This window comes from Amycolatopsis albispora, assembly GCF_003312875.1.
Classification (GTDB): Bacteria; Actinomycetota; Actinomycetes; order Mycobacteriales; family Pseudonocardiaceae; genus Amycolatopsis; species Amycolatopsis albispora.
Genome location: NZ_CP015163.1, coordinates 279,628 through 296,262, shown reverse-complemented (window position 1 = coordinate 296,262; position 16,635 = coordinate 279,628). Strand labels below are relative to the sequence as shown.

The 16,635-nt window shown below is 70.8% G+C and carries 14 protein-coding genes; 7 read left to right on the top strand and 7 right to left on the bottom strand.

Annotated elements, in window-relative coordinates; all coding sequences use genetic code 11:
* Positions 1-15: 15 nt before the first annotated feature.
* Complete coding sequence (locus tag A4R43_RS01570; protein WP_113690627.1) at positions 16-1,590, top strand: FAD-dependent monooxygenase; 1,575 nt, start codon at positions 16-18, stop codon at positions 1,588-1,590.
* Between the two features lie 7 nt (positions 1,591-1,597).
* Here A4R43_RS01570 and A4R43_RS01565 read toward each other — a convergent pair whose 3' ends face one another.
* Together A4R43_RS01565 and A4R43_RS01560 are read right to left on the bottom strand one after the other, a co-directional pair.
* Positions 1,598-2,788 (bottom strand): sialidase family protein, encoded by a 1,191-nt coding sequence (locus tag A4R43_RS01565; RefSeq protein ID WP_113690626.1) that lies wholly within the window; start codon positions 2,786-2,788, stop codon positions 1,598-1,600.
* Between the two features lie 116 nt (positions 2,789-2,904).
* Positions 2,905-4,002 (bottom strand): N(5)-(carboxyethyl)ornithine synthase, encoded by a 1,098-nt coding sequence (locus tag A4R43_RS01560; protein WP_236808703.1) that lies wholly within the window; start codon positions 4,000-4,002, stop codon positions 2,905-2,907.
* Positions 4,003-4,274: 272 nt separating this feature from the next.
* Here A4R43_RS01560 and A4R43_RS01555 point away from each other — a divergent pair, with 272 nt between their 5' ends.
* From A4R43_RS01555 to A4R43_RS01535, 5 genes are all read left to right on the top strand, one after another.
* Positions 4,275-4,475: a cold-shock protein gene (locus tag A4R43_RS01555; RefSeq protein ID WP_113690624.1), complete on the top strand. Its 201-nt coding sequence runs from the start codon at positions 4,275-4,277 to the stop codon at positions 4,473-4,475.
* Positions 4,476-4,636: 161 nt separating this feature from the next.
* Complete coding sequence (locus tag A4R43_RS01550; protein ID WP_113690623.1) at positions 4,637-5,665, top strand: fatty acid desaturase family protein; 1,029 nt, start codon at positions 4,637-4,639, stop codon at positions 5,663-5,665.
* A 300-nt stretch (positions 5,666-5,965) separates the two neighbouring features.
* Positions 5,966-6,367 carry a hypothetical protein gene (locus tag A4R43_RS01545; protein WP_113690622.1) on the top strand — a complete coding sequence of 134 codons (402 nt, stop codon included), beginning with the start codon at positions 5,966-5,968 and terminating at the stop codon, positions 6,365-6,367.
* Between the two features lie 135 nt (positions 6,368-6,502).
* The gene (locus A4R43_RS01540) at positions 6,503-7,093 is read left to right on the top strand and encodes a carbonic anhydrase (protein ID WP_113690621.1); all 591 of its coding nucleotides are present in this window, start codon (positions 6,503-6,505) and stop codon (positions 7,091-7,093) included.
* Positions 7,094-7,101: 8 nt separating this feature from the next.
* Positions 7,102-8,586 carry a SulP family inorganic anion transporter gene (locus A4R43_RS01535; protein ID WP_236808702.1) on the top strand — a complete coding sequence of 495 codons (1,485 nt, stop codon included), beginning with the start codon at positions 7,102-7,104 and terminating at the stop codon, positions 8,584-8,586.
* Positions 8,587-8,758: 172 nt separating this feature from the next.
* On the opposite strand, the gene A4R43_RS01530 is transcribed toward A4R43_RS01535, so the two are convergent.
* The 5 genes from A4R43_RS01530 to A4R43_RS01510 all read right to left on the bottom strand — a co-directional run bounded on the left by A4R43_RS01530 (position 8,759) and on the right by A4R43_RS01510 (position 15,257).
* Positions 8,759-9,400: a gamma carbonic anhydrase family protein gene (locus A4R43_RS01530; protein WP_113690619.1), complete on the bottom strand. Its 642-nt coding sequence runs from the start codon at positions 9,398-9,400 to the stop codon at positions 8,759-8,761.
* A 64-nt stretch (positions 9,401-9,464) separates the two neighbouring features.
* On the bottom strand, positions 9,465-10,604 hold the full coding sequence (locus A4R43_RS01525; protein WP_113690618.1) for a 3-isopropylmalate dehydrogenase: 1,140 nt from the start codon (positions 10,602-10,604) through the stop codon (positions 9,465-9,467).
* A 40-nt stretch (positions 10,605-10,644) separates the two neighbouring features.
* On the bottom strand, positions 10,645-11,907 hold the full coding sequence (locus A4R43_RS01520; protein WP_113690617.1) for an erythromycin esterase family protein: 1,263 nt from the start codon (positions 11,905-11,907) through the stop codon (positions 10,645-10,647).
* A gap of 42 nt (positions 11,908-11,949) precedes the next feature.
* The gene (locus A4R43_RS01515; protein ID WP_113690616.1) at positions 11,950-13,977 is read right to left on the bottom strand and encodes a hypothetical protein; all 2,028 of its coding nucleotides are present in this window, start codon (positions 13,975-13,977) and stop codon (positions 11,950-11,952) included.
* Between the two features lie 38 nt (positions 13,978-14,015).
* The gene (locus tag A4R43_RS01510; RefSeq protein WP_113690615.1) at positions 14,016-15,257 is read right to left on the bottom strand and encodes an ATP-grasp domain-containing protein; all 1,242 of its coding nucleotides are present in this window, start codon (positions 15,255-15,257) and stop codon (positions 14,016-14,018) included.
* A gap of 255 nt (positions 15,258-15,512) precedes the next feature.
* On the opposite strand from A4R43_RS01510, the gene A4R43_RS01505 reads away from it, so the two are divergent.
* A complete protein-coding gene (locus A4R43_RS01505) occupies positions 15,513-16,619 on the top strand; it encodes a serine hydrolase domain-containing protein (RefSeq protein WP_113690614.1) in 1,107 nt (368 codons plus the stop codon).
* Positions 16,620-16,635 lie beyond the last annotated feature (16 nt).

The window sequence follows — 16,635 nt, the reverse complement described above, 5'->3', positions numbered from 1 at the left end:
GGCTACGGTGTATCCATGACGGAAACAGTGTATCCAGAAGTGCTGGTGGTGGGCGGCGGCACCGTCGGCCTGCTCACCACGGCGCTGCTCACCCACCACGGCGTGCCCGCGGCGCTGGTCGAACGCCGGTCCGGGCCGTCGGTCCACCCGCGTGCCACCGGCATCGCGCCGCGCACCGTCGAAGTGCTCCGCGAACTCGGGCTCGACGACGCCGTCGACGCCGCCGCGGTCGACCTCCGTGGTGCCGCGGGCAAGGCGGTGGCGCGGACGGTCGTCGAGATGGGCGCGGGTGAGGTGAAGGCCGTGCCCATGGCGGAGCCGCCCGCCGGCGAACTGGACACGACGCCGTTCAGGCTGCGCGGTGTCTGCGCGCAGGACCGCGTCGACGCCGTGGTGGCGGCCGACCTGGCCAGGCGCGGCGTGGATCTGCGCTGGTCGACGCGGCTGACCGGCATCACGCAGGACGCGGACGGCGTGGACGTCGAACTGGACGGGCCCGGCGGCCGCTACTCGCTGCGCTGCGCCCACGTGGTCGCCGCGGACGGCACGCACAGCACCGTGCGAACCAAGCTCGGCGTGGGCACCTCCGGGGCGGGCGACCTGGGCAAGTCGATGATCAACATCCTGTTCCGCGCCGACCTCCGGCCCCACCTGCGGGGCAGGTCGTTCGGCATGTGCACGATCACCCATCCGGCGGCACGCGGCCTGCTGGCCACTGTGGACGGTCAGACGGACTGGGTCTTCCACGTCGAATGCGACCTCGACGGGGGCGAGCGCCCGGAGGACTTCACACCGGAGCGCTGCACCGCGGTCGTCCGGGCGGCGGTCGGCGATCCCGGGCTGGACGTCGAAATCCGCAGCGTGCTCCCGTGGCGGCCACGGAGCGTGCTGGCGGACCGCTTCGCCGTCGGCCGCGTGTTCCTCGTCGGCGACGCCGCGCACGCCATCTCACCGATGGGCGCGTTCGGCCTCAACACCGGGGTCGCCGACGCGCACAACCTGGCGTGGAAACTGGCCGCCGTGCACCACGGTGAAGCGGGTCCGGAACTGCTCGACACCTATGCGCAGGAACGCGAACCGGTCGCCGCGGCGACGATGGACCAGGCGATGCGCAGGCGAGCCGACCCGGCCTTGCACTGGGGACGCGGCCCCGAGGCCGACGCGGCGAGGGTGGCGGCTGGCGTGTGGGCGTCGCCGGTCGTGCACCTCGGGCAGCGTTACGACTCGGCCGCCATCGTCGATCCGCAGCCGGAACTGCCGTCCACAATGGACCTGGCGACGGTACTGGACGGTTCGCCCGGTTCGCGGGTGCCCCACGCCTGGGTCGATGGTGTGTCCACACTGGACCTTGTCGCGTCACGCTGGACCCTGCTGGCAGGTCCCGCGGGCGACTCGTGGCTGACCGCCGCGGCGGAGGTCGGCCTGCCCGCACACCGGGTCTCCGCCCCGTGGCTGCCCGACGAAGGCGCTCTGCTCGTGCGACCGGACGCCATCGTCGCCCTGCGCGCCACGAACCCGGTCCCGGACGCGGCGCGCTTCCTCACCGACGTCCTGGACCGGGTTCTGGCGAAGCCGGTCGCCGTGCCCTGACCAGGCGTCAGCCCGCGACGCGCCACAGCGGGATTCGCTGGAACGTCAGGGTTTCGTAGGACCCGGACACGCCGGTTTCGTAGAGCAGGCCGACCGTGAGGGGGTCCGCCTGCACCAGGTCCGAGTAGGCGGCGGGGCCGGTGGTCACGGTGAGTCCCGGGCGCCATTCGCGGCCGCCGTCGAGGCTGATCCGGAGTTGCATCAGCCGCCGCTTGGCGGGGTCGGCCGGGCCGGAGAACACCAGGACTCCCGGCACGGTCGTGCGCAGCACGCTGCCCTGGACCACCGGCCCGCTCAGGCTTTCCTCGACCTGGTAGGGCGCGGTGAGGGTCCGTCCGCCGTCCGCGCTGTACGCGCCCAGCCGGTGTTCCGGCGCGGAACCCTGGTTGCGGCTGGAAAAGTAGAGCCTGCCGTCCTGGAGTTCGGCCACGGTGGTCTCGTTGGGCGCGATCACCCCGTCGGTGCGGCCGTCGACAAAGCCGATGTGCCAGGTGTGCCCGTCGTCGTCGCTGTAGAGGTCGTGGCCGCCGTAGTACTTGTCCTCCGTGCCGACGTCCGGCGAGCCGGCGGGCGGGGAGCTGGAATGGTTGGCGGGCACCACGATCCGGCCCGCGTGCGGACCGTGCCGCAGCACGATAGCGTGCCCGGGACCGGTGGCGTACCAGCGCCAGCCGGGCTGCTTAGTGGCTGCGGTGATATCGGTGGCCTCGGTCCATGTCCGGCCGTTGTCCTTGCTGCGCTGGACAAATACCCGCCGGGTGTCCGCTTCGGACACCTTCCCGGCCATGATCTCGTCTTCGGACACCCGGCCGTTGCGCGTGGTGAGCAGCACCAGCTCGCCGCGGCGGGTCAGCACCGGGACGGGGTTGCCCGCGGTGGCGTTGCCGTTGGCGGACACCACGGCCAGCGGACCCCAGGTGCACCCGCCGTCGGCCGAGGTCCGCGACACCACCTCGATCGCGCCGGAGTCACCCGCCGATTCGCGGCGGCCTTCGGCGAAGGCGAGCAGGGAACCGGTGGCCGTGCGCACGATCGCCGGGATGCGGAAGGTGTGGTAACCCTCCGTGCCCGAAACGAACGGCACCGACGACGTGCACCCGGCGGCGGGCGCCGGGGCGGCCGAAGCCTGGGGCGCGAGCGGCAGGCACAGCGCCGCGGCGGTGAGCAGGGACGCGGCAAGTCTTGAACGCGGTCGCACCGGGTTCCGCCTCCTCGTTGAGGGACTCGGGAGAGATCCGACATGGGACGTCCCATGTCTGATGTCCGGTAACCTAGAGTCCGGCGCGACCGCCGTCAAGAGCACATCGGCGCCGGTCAGCGCGCCGGCGCGTGCGGGTATTCCGGTGCGCGGTGCTGGAAGGCCAGGATGGCGGGGTTCTGGACCGTGCCGTCCCGGATCTCCACCGCCCGCCGGACGGTTTCGCTGTCGTCCCAGGCCACGCGCCCGGACAGGACCGATCGCAGGTGCGGCAGCAGGGCCTGGCTGATCTCCCACGTCGCCGAGTTCCACAGGTAGGACGGGCTGTGGTCGACGGCGTAGTAGGTGAGGCGGTCGCCGACTCCGAAGGCGGGCTCGGTGAACGTCGTCGGCCGCGCCCAGCTGAAGCCCATGCCCTCGTCACAGGAGACGTCCACGATGAGGCTGCCGGGCGCGAACGCGGCGAGATCTTCCTCGATCAGGAAGGTCAGCGGCGCGCCGGTGTCCTGCAGCACGCAGTTGACGACCACGTCGTGCTCGGCGAGGAACCCCGCCAGCGGAACGCGGCCGCGCTCGGTGTGCGCGTGGCTCCGGCGGGGGTCACCGGGGTTGTTCGTGTCGTGGTCGAAATGCACCATCGTCGCGGAGTGGATCGGCGAGGCGACCGCGCTCAGTCCACGAGCCGTGAGGACCTCCACGTCGTGGATCCCGTGGGCGTTGAGCGCGGTCACCGAGCCGCGCGCCGTCGCGCCGAAGCCGATCACCACCGCCCGCAGGCGGCGGCCGTAGTCTCCGGTCGAGCCGATCAGCTGCAGGGCGTGCAGCACCGAGCAGTAACCGGCCAGTTCGTTGTTCTTGTGGAACACGTGCAGGCCGAACGAGCCGTCGCTCCGCCAGTGGTTCATCGCCTCGAAGGCGATCACGGTCAGCCGCCGGTCGATGGCCAGCTGGGTCAGCCCGGCATCCTGCACGCAGTGCGGCCAGCCCCACAGCACCTGGCCGGGCCGCAGTTCGGCGACGTCCTCCCGCAGCGGCTTGGCCAGCAGGACGACGTCGCACTCGGCGATGAGCTGGGCACGCGTCCGCATCCCGGCGACCGAGCCCGCGAGCCGCTCGTCGGGCACGCCGAAGGGTTCGCCGTAGCCGTGCTCGAGGTAGATGTTCTTCCGGAGATCGGCGTCGATCCGGTCGAGGTGGTGCGGGTGGATCGGCAAGCGCCGTTCGTTCTCTTTCCATGAACGCGCGATCACGCCAAGACTGAGCTGGTGCACCAGAGGGCCCCTTTGTTAGAACCCAGTCTAAGCACACCCCGGTCCGAGGGCGCCTCGCGCACCCGGGAATAGATTCGCGGACGGCCTGGTTGTAGCAGGTGGTCGTAGTTTTGTGTGTCACCGCTTTTCTCCTCCAGGGAACGGGCAGTCGCCTCGAGCACCGGCCGGGGCAGCCGCAGCGCGCGGGCCCGTACCAACCCTGTCAAGGAGCGAAAATGACTCAGGGAACTGTCAAGTGGTTCAACGCGGAGAAGGGCTTCGGCTTCATCGCCCGCGAGGACGGACCGGACGTGTTCGTGCACTACTCCGAGATCGAGGGCAGCGGCTTCCGCAGCCTCGAGGAGAACCAGCGCGTCGAGTTCGAGGTCGGCCAGGGCGCCAAGGGCCCGCAGGCCACCCGCGTCCAGGCCGTCTGAGCCTGACACCACCTTTCCGGCCGGGGCCGGCATCCACGGTAAGCACCGTGAGTGCCGGCCCCGGCTTTTTTTCGGCTGGGCGCCCGCCTCGGGTTTACCGGCCGCGCACCGCGGGGTAGCCGAAGGACGAAAGCAAGTTCGCTGTTCGTCAGGATCGGCTCATGACCACATCCAGCGTCTCCCCCGCCCAGTCCAGCGATTTCGCGGAGCTGTCCCGGCAGGTCAAGCACGTCGGGCTGCTCGAGCGCCGCTACGGGTACTACGCGGTTCGCATCACCGCCAACCTCCTGCTGTTCGCGGCGGGCGTGCTCGCGTTCGTGCTGCTCGGCGACTCCTGGTGGCAACTGCTCACCGCGGCGTTCTTCGCCGTGGTGCTCGTCCAGTTCGCGTTCGTCGGCCACGACGCGGGTCATCGCCAGATCTTCTGGTCACGGCGCACCAACGACGTGGTCGGGCGCGCGCACGGCGCCCTGACCGGGATCAGCTACCGCTGGTGGGTCGGCAAGCACAACCGGCACCACGCCAATCCGAACCACGAGGACGACGACCCCGACATCGACATTCCCGCGCTCGCGTTCAGCCAGGACCAGGCCCGCCGCAAGCGCGGGGTGTTCCGCTGGGTGGCCAAGCACCAGGCGGTCCTGTTCTTCCCGTTGCTGCTGACCGAAGCGGTGATGCTGCGCATCGCCAGCGTCCAGGCCGTGCTGCGTCGCGAGGTGGCTTCGGCCCGGTCGGAGGCGGTGCTGCTGGGCGCGCACATCGTCGGCTACCTGACCGCGGTGTTCCTGGTGCTGTCCCCGCTCAAGGCGGTGCTGTTCATCGCCGTGCACCAGGGCCTGATGGGCGTGTACCTCGGCTGCGCCTTCGCCCCCAACCACAAGGGCATGCCGATGCCGGCCCGCGGCGAGAAGCTGGACTTCCTGCGCAAGCAGGTGACCACCTCCCGCAACGTCGCCGGCGGCCGGTGGGTGGACTTCCTGCTCGGCGGCCTGAACCACCAGATCGAGCACCACCTGTTCCCCACCATGCCGCGCCCCAACCTGCGGCGCGCCCGTGCCATCGTGCGCGACTTCTGCGACCGGCACGGCATCGAATACGTCCAATGTGGACTCATCCGGTCCTACGCCTGGGTGCTGCACCACCTGCACGCGGTCGGCGCCCCGCTCCGGCAGCCCGCCGCCGGCGGTTAGCCCCGCTCGGGTGAACGGTATTTACAAAACCTTTCGCCGCCTCCCGTTCGCCGGTAACATGCGCGGCCGCTAATGCCACGGTCGGCCATCTCGCATTCTGGATGCTTTACCGGAGATTTACCCGCACTCCGGTTGGTTGATCATGGAGCTGGCCGTGGTCAGCGGGCAGCGTCGCCGGTCGAACTCGCTTTCCTGGCTTTCACGCAGTGTTAACTGTGGAGACGGGGCCGCATCCATTTCTCCTGTTAACATTGACCAACGGCCAGGAAATCGAGGCATTGTCACACCGAAAGGGGGCGAATGGTGCTGCGGGCGAACAGCTTACGGCTGCTGGTGCTGGCCGGGCTGCTGACCTTGCAGTTTCTGGTCCCCGCGCTCGCGCCGGGCACTCCGCCGGTCGCGCTCGGCGGAGCCGGGACGGTGGGCGGATTCAGCTCGGTGGCGCCCGCCGCCGAGCAGCCCGAGCCGGAGCAGGCGGTGTGCGACTCGCCCGATCCCGTCTCCCCCAACGGTCTTCCGCGCACCCGCGACCGGTACCGCGCCCCCGCCGACCTCGCGCCCCAGCCCGCCGCGCGGCCGCCGTCCACCCGCGCGCCGCTGGCCGAGTGCCCGCACACGGCGGTGCTCGCGGCCGCCCGGCCGCCGCACCTCGGTGCCTCGGCCGCCGATTCGGCCGCGGTGCTCCAGGTTTTCCGCCGCTGAACCGCCGCACCTGATCGCTCACCCCGCCACGTCCGCCAAAGGCGCCGATGTGGGGGCACGCCGCTGTGCCCGAACGAAGTTCCGTATCCAACACCGACGCGCCGTGAACTGGCGCGCCAGGAGGAATTCCCGAAAATGCAGTCGCTGATCGAACACGCCCGTTCCTTCCGGCAGTCGTGCCAGGACCAGGCCGAACAGTTCGCCCGGCTGGCCGATGGGCAGTCGCCGCAGGTTCTGTTCATCACCTGTTCCGATTCCCGGGTCGTCCCGGCCCTGATCACCGGTGCCCGGCCCGGTGAACTGTTCGAACTGCGCACCGCGGGCAACATCGTGCCGCCGTACGCCTCCGGCCACCCCAGCGGCGAGGTGGCCACCATCGAATACGCGGTGGACGTGCTCGGCGTCTCCGACATCGTGGTCTGCGGTCATTCGCACTGCGGTGCCGTCGGCGCACTGGTGCGCGGCGACGACCTGACCGCCGTGCCCGCCGTGCGCGACTGGCTCGCGCACGCCACGCCGCGCCCGGAGGGCGAGGGCGAGGACCCGGCCGTCGCCGCCGCGGTGCAGAACCACGTGCTGACCCAGGTGCTGCGGCTGCGCTCGTACCCGGGCATCGACCGGCGCCTGCGGGCGGAGCAGGTCCGGCTGCACGGCTGGTTCTACGAAGTGCACACCGGTTCCGTGCTGGCCCACGACCCCGACTCCGACACCTTCCAGGCGCTGTGAGGACCACTGTGGACCTTCGAACGAAATTCCCCCATCTGCGACAGGACTTCACCGCGTCACTGGTGGTGTTCCTGGTCGCCGTTCCGCTGTGCGTCGGCGTGGCCGTCGCCTCCGGGGTCCCGGCCGAACTGGGCCTGATCACCGGCATCGTCGGCGGCATCGTCACCGGTCTCATGCGCGGCAGCAGCCTGCAGGTGTCCGGTCCGGCCGCCGGGCTGACCGTGCTGGTCTTCGAGGCGGTCCGCCAGTTCGGCCTGCCCGCGCTCGGGGTGATCGTGCTGGCCGCCGGGCTGCTGCAGCTCGTCATGGGCGCGCTGAAACTGGGCCGCTGGTTCCGGGCCATCTCGGTTTCGGTGGTCGAAGGCATGCTGGCGGGCATCGGGCTGGTGCTGATCGCGGGCCAGCTCTACACGGCCGCCGGGCTGACCGCGCCGGCGTCCGGTCTCGGCAAGCTGGCCGGGCTGCCCGGGGCGGTGGCCGACGTGGCCGGGAACCCGACGGCGCTCGCCTCGATCGCGCTCGGCGCGGGCACCATCGCGGTGCTGGTGCTGTGGAAGCGGATGCCGAAGCGGGTCCAGGCCGTGCCGGGCCCGCTCGCCGCGGTCGGGCTGGCGTCCGTCGTTACGCTGGTGCTCGGCCTGCCGGTGGCCACGGTCGAGGTGCAGGGGCTGCTCGGCGCCATCCAGCCGCCCGGCCTGGACTCCTTCGGCGAGCTGGCGAACCTGAGCCTGCTCGGCACCGTGCTGGCGTTCGCGTTGATCGCCTCGGCCGAAAGCCTGTTCAGCGCGGCCGCCGTGGACCGGCTCCACGATGGACCCCGCACCGAGTACAACAAGGAGCTGGTGGCGCAGGGCGCGGGCAACACCGTCTGCGGGCTGCTGGGCGCGCTGCCGATGACCGCGGTCATCGTGCGCAGCTCCGCCAACGTGGCGGCGGGCGCGAAAACCAAGGCTTCCCGGGTTCTGCACGGGGTGTGGCTGCTGCTGTTCGCCGCGCTGCTGCCCGGCACGCTGGCGCTCATCCCGCTGCCCGCGCTCGCCGGCCTGCTCGTCCACGCGGGCTGGAAGCTGATCCCGCTGCGCTCGATCGTCACCCTGTGGCGCGAGCACCGGGGCGAGGCGCTGATCCTGGTGGTCACCGCGGTGGCGATCGTCGCGGTGAACATGTTCGAAGGCGTGCTGATCGGCCTGGCCCTGTCCGTCGCCAAAACCGCTTGGGAGGCCTCACATCTCAAGCTGGAGGTGGTCGACAAGGGCGCCGGTCCGGTCCAGGTGCACCTGTCGGGCAACGCGACCTTCCTGCGCCTGCCGAAGATCCTCGACGACCTGGAGGCGCTCCCGCGTGACCGCCCGATCGAGCTGGACCTGTCCGGCCTGCACCACCTCGACCACGCCTGCCGGACCGCGCTGGAGAACTGGGCGGACCGGCACAGCGCCGGACCCGAGCCGGTGAAGGTCACCGAGCCGACGGCGCTGACCGGCGCACCCGGCTGACCCGGCGACTTCGGGAACACGATCGAGGGCGATCCAACGCGGATCCGGCGGCCGGGCCAGCACGCTCGAGGTGGCCCGGCCACCGGCCCGCCGGGGAACTCAGCCGCGCGAACGCATCCACTGTGGACAAACTGGCTGACCCGCCTGGCGCACCACACACACCGCTGAGCGGCTAGCCGGGATTCAGCACCTCGTCGTCCGCGTGCGTGCCGAACTCGGCGACGCGCACCTCCGCGATGTGCTCGTACCGGTTGATCCGGTCGGTCCACTCCGCGTCGACGCCGAACGCGACCTGCGCGAAGCCCACCCGCGCGACGGCCTCGGCCAGGCCCGGATCACCGGGGGCCAGCAGCCGCACCGGCTCGTCGAGCGCCACGGTGTGCGGCGGCACGAAGTACTCGTCCGGCACGACGGTGCGCGCGTGGACGAGCGCGCCGACCGCGGCAACCGAGCCGGCGCCCAGCCGTGCGCCCTGCAGGACCGTCGCCGAGGTCGCCACGTAGACGCACCTGGCGACCTCGCAGCCCAGCAGCGTGGCATGCGGACCCACGAAGACGTGGTCGCCCACCAGCACCGGCTGGTCGCCAGCCACGGCGGACCCGCGCAGCACCGCGTTCTCGCAGATCACGGTCGCCTCCCCGACCTCGATCCGGGACCCCTCGGCGTCGAGCACCGCGCCGTACATCACCCGCGCCCTCGGCCCCACGCGGACATCACCGACGAGCGTGGCCGTCGGGGCGACATAGGCGGTGGGATGAACCCGCGGTTCACGCCCGCGGTGCCGGATGCGGATCCCCTGCGTTTCAGCGGTCATGACCGGATTGTCGGCCGATCACCGCGAGCACGCTGGCGGGTTTCCGACATCGCGTTCGCGAGCGCTACGAACCCGCCTGCCCTGGCGCGAGCCCGGCGAGCGCCCGCATCAGCGAACGGGACGGGTCGCCGATCTTCGCCGGATCGACGTCGGTGACCCGCTCGGCGATCCGGGCGCCGATCTCGGCGGTGTCCGCGCCCATTTCCGGACCGGCGAAGGCGGGCAGCTCGGCGAGCACCGACGCGGTGGCGGCTTCGAGCACCAGCGCGGCGTCGCGTTCACCCAGCCCCGCCAGGCACAACGCGGCCGACAACGCCGCGGCCGCCGGATTGGCCCACCCCTTGCCCGCGATGTCGGGTGCCGAGCCGTGCACCGGCTCGTACATGCTCGGCGCGCTGCCGGCCGGGTTGTAGTTGGCGCTGGCGGCCAGCCCGAGTCCACCTTGGACGGTGGCGCCGAGGTCGCTGATGATGTCGCCGAACAGGTTGTCGGTGACCACCACGTCGAACCGGCCCGGGTTCAGCGGCAGGTGCTGGCACATGGCGTCGGCGTGCACGTAGTCGTGCTCCACATCGGGGTAGCGCACCGCGACCTCGTCCACGATGTCCTGCCACAGCTGCCCGGCGTGGACGAGCACGTTCTTCTTGTGGCACAGGGTGAGCCGCTTGCGGCGGGCGGCGGCGAGCCGGAAGGCGAAGTCGACCGCCTCGGTGGTCGCGGGCACGGTGGTGACCGAGTTCTGGATCGCCACCGCACCAGGTGTGCCCGCGTGCGCGAGCCCGCCACCACCGGTGTACAGGCCTTCGGTGTTCTCGCGGATGATCACCAGGTCGCAGTTGTCCGCGTCCACCCCGGTCACCGGGCTGGTCAACCCCGGGTAGAGGCGGACGGGGCGGATGTTCACCGACTGCCGGAACGCCACGCGCAACGCGACGATCAGGCCCCGCTCCAGCACACCGGGCGTGACACGCGGGTCGCCGACCGCGCCGAGCAGGATCGCGTCGTGCTCGCGCAGCCGCGCGGTCGTCTCCTCGTCGACGACGACGCCGGTGCGCAGGTAGGCCTCGGCACCGAGGTCGAAGTCGGTGGTCTCGACGGCGAACCCGTACCGGTCCGCGGCCGCTCGCACCCCGGCCAGCGCGGCGGTGGTGACGTCGGGGCCGATACCGTCGCCGCCGATGACGGCCAGGTGGTGGGTACGCATGCGGGCGTTGCTCCCCTCGTGAAACCTGCTGGTTGGGAGCTCAAGCATGCCGCACGCCGAGCCCGCTGCCGGCGGGCACCCGGGTGTTCAGCGGGCGCAGCGCCCGGCTTTCGTCGAACCACCCGAAGGCGTCGTACCGGTCGCCCACCACGGTCGGCACGTAGTTGCCCCACCGCTCGCGTTCGGGGTGGTAGACCACACCGATCGCGCGGTGCGGCAGCTCGGTGGTGAGCAGGTCCGGCCGGTCCAGCCGCGGGAAGGTGAACAGCGCCTGGGCGGGCGCGCTCCGGTGCAGCACGTCCTCCAGCGAACCCGCGCGGGCCGGGGGCACCGGCAGCTCACGCATCGGCGCGCCCCACGATTCGCCCGCGACAACCGTGCCGCGATGGCTGCCGAAGCCGACCAGAACCACCTGATCGTGGCCGTACCGCTGCCGGGCCAGCTGCCCGAGATTGACCATGCCCGCGTCGGCCATGTCGGTCGCCCGCGCGTCGCCGACATGGGTGTTGTGCGCCCAGACCACGGCTTTCGCGCCCGGGCCGTAGTGCGCGAGCAGGCGGTCCAGCGTGTGGTCCATATGGTGGTCGCGAACGTTCCACGACGCGGCACCACCGCGGAGCATCGCCCGGTAGTAGCGTTCGGCGCCCGCGACGACCTCGGCGTTCTGCCACGCCTGGAACGCTTCACCGCCGTCGGCGGCAGCTCGTTCACGGAGTCGCACGAGCAGGTCGACGACCTCGTTCTCGCAGCCCTCCGGCACCAGCCGGGTGGACCGCGCGTACTCCCCCGGTTCCTCGCCGTACGGCTCGAAGCAGTGGTACGCGGCCAGCGCCGACGGCACCTCCGCCGGATCGTGTTCCCGCAGGTGAACCAGGATTTCGCGGAGGGACTCCCAGAGCGAGTACACGTCCAGCCCGTGGAACCCGGCACGCTCACGCTCGTCCCGCCCGGCGTTGTGGGCGGACAGCCACCGGCAGAAGTCGGTGACCTCCTCGTTCGCCCACATCCACGTCGGCCAGCGCTCGAAGGCCGCCAGCGCCTCGCGTGGCTCCTCGAGACTCCGCACGGCCCGGTCGACCCGCGCGCAGTCCGGCCAGTCGCCCTCGACGGCGACGAAGGAGAACCCCTTCTCCTCGATCAGCCGCCGGGTGAGCAGGGCACGCCACCGGTAGAACTCGTGGGTGCCGTGGCTGGCCTCCCCCAGCATGACCACCCTGGCCTCACCCACGCGGTCCAGCAGCACGTCGAAGTCCCCGGCGTCGGCTAGCGGCGCGGCCAGGGCGGTCACCTCGTCGCGATACATGCCCACGGCGTACCCGCCGCGCCCGTCGTCAATCAGGCAGGCTCAGGCCGTCGGGTCCTTGGCAGCCTGCAACTGCCCGGCCGGCAGCCGGTCGGCTCCCCAGCTGCGCTCGATGAAGCCGGTGATCCGGGCGAGGTCCTCGGCGGGCACCCGGTGCGGTTCGCCGTGTTCGAGCGGGTCGGTGTGGAAGATGTACAGCCGCGAGGCGAACTGGTCGAACGGCAGCGACGCCTCACCGAAGCGCTCGCCGTTGCCCGCGGTGGACACCACGACACCGTCGCCCCAGTCCTGGCCGCTGTCGTTGTTCGGGTTGTAGAAGTAGACCCGCATGACCTCCTGCGGGTCCGGGGCGACCCGCAGGATGGTGATCGCGTGCCAGCCGACGTAGCGGGCCGCGCTGTCGGTGACCGCGACCCCGGCCGGCTGCGGGTGGATCAGCGGCTGCCCGCCGTTGTAGGCCGGGTGGTAGCTGGCGTGGAACTGACGCAGGAACTCCTCCAGGTCGATCAGGTTCCCGGTCTCGACGTCGACGTTGATCCGGAACCCGCGCGCGGCCCACCAGCCGTGGAACTCGGGATTGACCCAGCGGTGCGGGTCGCCAGGACGGCCGACGCAGCGGCGGCCCATCTCGGCGTAGATCCGGTCCAGGTGCGGCACCACCAGCAGCGACACCGGGTCCAGGTCCATCGGCAGCGTGCTGGCCACCCCGGCGCCGCTGTCCTTCGACGAGATCGGCTGGCCCTCGAAGTGCATGATGATCTCGTCGTCGCGGGCCGCCCAGGCGACCATCTGCAGCAGGTAGTCCGGGTCGTTGTAGGCCCACATCGACAGCGCGCGGGCCGACTGGCAGGTCGGGTTGTCGCCCTGGCCGACACCGAGCGGCAGGCCCAGCATCGACAGCACGCCCGCGACCAGCCGCGCCTCCGGTGCGGGCTCGGCGCCGAACACCGTGGTCAGCCGCTCGCGCGCGGTGTCGGACAGCTCCAGCGCCAGCTGCCGCCACAACGCGGGCACCACCGGCGGCTCGTAGAGAATGCCGCGGTCGAGCAGCAGCGCCAGGCCGTAGACGCACTGCGCGGTCTGCGGGGACACGGCCACCTCGATCAGCCGGTGCACCAGGTCGCGGTAGCGCAGCAGGCAGTTCCGGCCGGTGTCGGACAGGCCGAGCGCCTCGCCGAGCAGGTAGTCGCTCTCGTGCAGCAGGAACCGCAGCAGCTCGGCGTGGTACGGCGAGACCAGGCCGGTGTCGTGCATCGCCCTGGCGAACCCGGTGGCCTCGTACTGCAGGCCGCCGGCGTCCATCGCCTCCAGCCGCGAGCGGAAGACCTCGACGCCGGGGTCCTCGCGGCAGGCCTCGGTGGTGCCGAACAGGCTGGTGATCAGGCGATCGACGCCCTGGCCGGACGACGCGCCGAGATCGATGTCCGGATCACCGCGGTAGGCCGCGATCCGGGTGATCAGCGCCTGCACCTGGTCCACCTGGATCGGGCGCTGGCGCAGGATCCGCCAGATCTCGTCGACCAGCTTGTCCAGCACGCTGTCGTAGCCGATCTCCTCGGCGAGGTGCCGGAACAGGTCCCTGATCAGCTGCGCGGTGCGGCCCTGCTGGGTGCGCTCGGCCTCGCTGGGCGGGGTGAACAGCAGTTCCAGGTTCATCGCCAGCACCTGCGACAGGAACGCGCGGGCGTCCTCAGCGGAGATCGACGGGTGCGCGTAGTCACCGCGGGCGACGGCGAGCGTGCGCAGTTCGCTGCACGCCTCCATCACCACGGTGTCGGCGTCCCCGCTGTGCAGGCCGGGCCCGACCAGCGCCGGGATGAGGATCTCCGGGCTGGCCCAGTCGGTGCCGGCGAACAGGCCGGCTTCCTCCAGCTCCCGCGCCCTGGCCTGCACCGCGGCGGCACCACCCGGCTGCAGCAGCACCCGCCGCAGCGCTTCCAGTACGCGCCGCAACTTCAGGTGCTTGCCGAAGTCGCGGGTCTCGGCCATGGCTCTGATGGCGTCGTCGAGTGAGGCCACGCGCTTGTCCAGCGTCGTGACCCCACCCGTGACGTCGGCGGTCGGTTTCAAAGGCTTCCTCGGGTCGGGGGCCCGCGGGCGCGGGCACCTCAGACGTAGAAGTCGAACTCTTCCTGTTGCTTCAGCAGTTCGCGCATCCGGTAGGAATCATCGCCGAAGAAGTACAGCAGGCCCCAGTGGGTACCGAACGCGGTCCGCTTGGTCACCGTTTCTTCCAGTGGCGCCGACAGGTCGTGCGACTCGTAGTAGTCGTGGTCCTCGGTCTCCGGCGGGATGCGCAGCTCGCTGACCACCCTGCGCCGAGGGTAGACCCCGAAGCAGCCGGCTACACCTGAAGCGCCGGTGACTTCTTCCGGGAAGAAGGCGTCGATCTCCTCTTCGGTGGTCTTCGGGTCGAAGGCGAGGGCGAGGCCCTGGTAGGCGTTGAAGCCGTAGGCGCGCTCGAGCAGTTCGAACACCTTGAAGCCCGGCGGGCGGTAGGCGACCTCGCCGAAGTACATCTCACCGTCGCTGGTGACGAAGTACTCCGGGTGCACGAAGCCGAATTCGATGTCGAAGGTCTTGATCAGCTTCTCGATCTGCGCGGTGATCTGCGGGCGGTATCGCTCCAGCTCGGGCGTGGCAGGCACGAACACCGAGTAACCCAGCGTGACGTACTCGGAGATGTTCAGGAACTTGATCTTCCCGTTGTGGATCCAGGCTTCGACGGCGAACTCCCAGCCGTCGAGGTGCGACTCCATCAGGACGGGGAACTCCTCGTCCGGGATGGTGTCGACCTCGTCGGGGGTGCGGATGACGCGGTGCCCGAGGCAGCCTGCCTTGTCGAAGGCCTTGAGGTGGATCGGGTCGTTCGGGTCACCGTCGAGCTTGAGCAGCGTCTGGTTGACGCGCTTGAGGAACCGGATCACGTCGTCGCGGTCGTGGGCCTCCTCGAAGATCCCGACCCGGATGCCGCCGAGCTGCGCGCGGCGCTTCATCAGCGACTTGTCGCGCAGCAGCATGGCCTGGCCGAACAGGCGCGGGTTGTCCAGCAGCACGGAGTTGATCGCGCCCGCCCACTCCACGGTCTCCTCGAACAGCGGGATCGCCACGTCCACGCCCTCTTGCTGCAGGGTCTCGGCGATCTCCATCGACCGGTCGTTGAGCCGCTCGAAATTCCATGGCAGATAAGGGATATCGTGTTCGACGCAATACTTTTCGGCCCAGTCCGGGGCCACGACGACGTACCGGCGGTCGAACCGGTCTAGCGCTTCGACGGCGTTGAGACTCCACCCGAGAAGCGCGACGTATCCCTTGTTCGGATCTTTGGTGGCCGGTGCGGACTGTGGCATGGACCGTTCCTCCGTTCGGCGCAGTCAGCTGCGGAGCAGCCTGGCCGCCCAACCGTACCCGGGATCACCCCGTCGAGTGCGGTGGAGAGTGATCAGGTGACGCTGCGTACACCTACTGACCGGGTTTTCGCTGGTCACCGCGACCGGCCAGGTTTGGCCGCCTGGCGACCTTCCCCGTGCACGCGCAACACAGCAGCGTGATCGCCGAAGCACAGCATCAACGGCCAAGGCAGGCACAGGCGAAGGGGCAAGGCAATGAGCAGGGTGAGCAGGATCACCGGACTCGCCGGTGGCGCGGCGCTCGCGGCGACCGCGGTGTTCGCGCCGGGGGTGGTGGCGCAGGAGGACGACCACGCCACCACCCAGGCGGCGCTGAACCAGTACCAGACCACCGTCGGCGGGCCCGGCGCGGCGGTGTACGCCGGGAACGCCGACGGCGCGTGGACGCTGACCGCGGGCACCGCGCAGTACGGCAAGCAGCGGCCGATCACCTCGGCGGACCACTTCCGGATCGGCAGCCAGACCAAAACCTACGCGGCCGCGCTGGTCCTCCAGCTCGTCGACGAGGGCCGCGTCGGGCTGGACACGCCGATCGGGCAGTACCTGCCCGGCGTGGTGACCGGCAACTACGACGGCAACGCCATCACCGTCCGGCACCTGCTGCAGCACACCAGCGGCCTGGCCAGGAATGGCAACGGCGCCCAGGCCGGACCGGACGGCACGTACCCGCTCGCCGAGTTGGTCCGCGCGACGATGGACGAACCGCCCGTCGGCGCGCCCGGGGAGAAGGTCGTCTACTCCAACTCCGGCTACCAGGTGATCGGCATGCTCATCGAGAAGATCACCGGCCAGTACGTCGGCGACGCGATCACCGAGCGCATCCTCACCCCGCTCGGCCTCCAGGAGACGAAGTTCCCGGCGGCGGGCGACCGCGCGCTGATGGAGCCGTTCGTGCACGGCTACACCGGTGGCCGGATCCCGCCGTTCTACCTGTGGATCGACCGGACCACCGCGCTCGAGCCGTCCGTCTACTCCAGCGCGGGTTCCATGGAGTCCACCTTGGCGGACTCGGCCACCTTCTTCCGCGCGCTGCTCGACGGCCAGGTCGTCTCGGAGGCCGCGCTCGCCGAAATGCGCCGGACCGTGCCCGGCGAACTCGGCGGCATGGGGCTCGGCGTCAACGAGATCCCGTTGTCGTGCGGGGGCACCTTCACGGCCAAGAACGGCGGCACCGAAAACGGGTACGTCTCCACCACCGCGGTCACCGACGACGGCCGCTTCGCCTCGGTGGTCACCAACACCTTCGGCACCGCGACGGCCCAGCAGTCCTTCCAGGTCCTCGACGCCGCTCTCTGCGAGTAGCCCCGGGTCCGGGCCG